The 265-nt window shown below is 49.8% G+C and carries 1 protein-coding gene; it reads left to right on the top strand.

The genetic code is table 11. The features are described from left to right. Positions 1–265, top strand: a 265-nt coding sequence (locus AAEZ09_RS28475; protein WP_350601687.1) for an aminotransferase class I/II-fold pyridoxal phosphate-dependent enzyme, incomplete at both ends; no start/stop codon positions are given.

Here is a 265-nt window from a genome sequence, read left to right as displayed (position 1 = left end):
GCTCAGATCTCTGTAAAGCTCAGTCAAGCCATTGCACAACGACATCACACCTCGCCAATCACTCAACATATCCGCTACGACTCACCCATTATCCCCTATATACTGGGCGATAATGGACGTGCTATTGCCAAAGCGCAACAATTACAAGCAGCAGGGTTTTACGCGCTGCCCATCAGACCACCTACCGTTCCTGCGAACACCGCTCGTATTCGCTTGGTCATGAATGCCAAACTAACCAACGAAGACTGCGAGCAGTTGATAGAAC

The organism is Pseudomonas sp. 65/3-MNA-CIBAN-0223, from assembly GCF_040310425.1.
Classification (GTDB): domain Bacteria; phylum Pseudomonadota; class Gammaproteobacteria; order Pseudomonadales; family Pseudomonadaceae; genus Aquipseudomonas; species Aquipseudomonas gregormendelii.
Note: the sequence above shows the minus strand (reverse complement) of the source record. Positions and strands in the feature narration are given on the sequence as shown.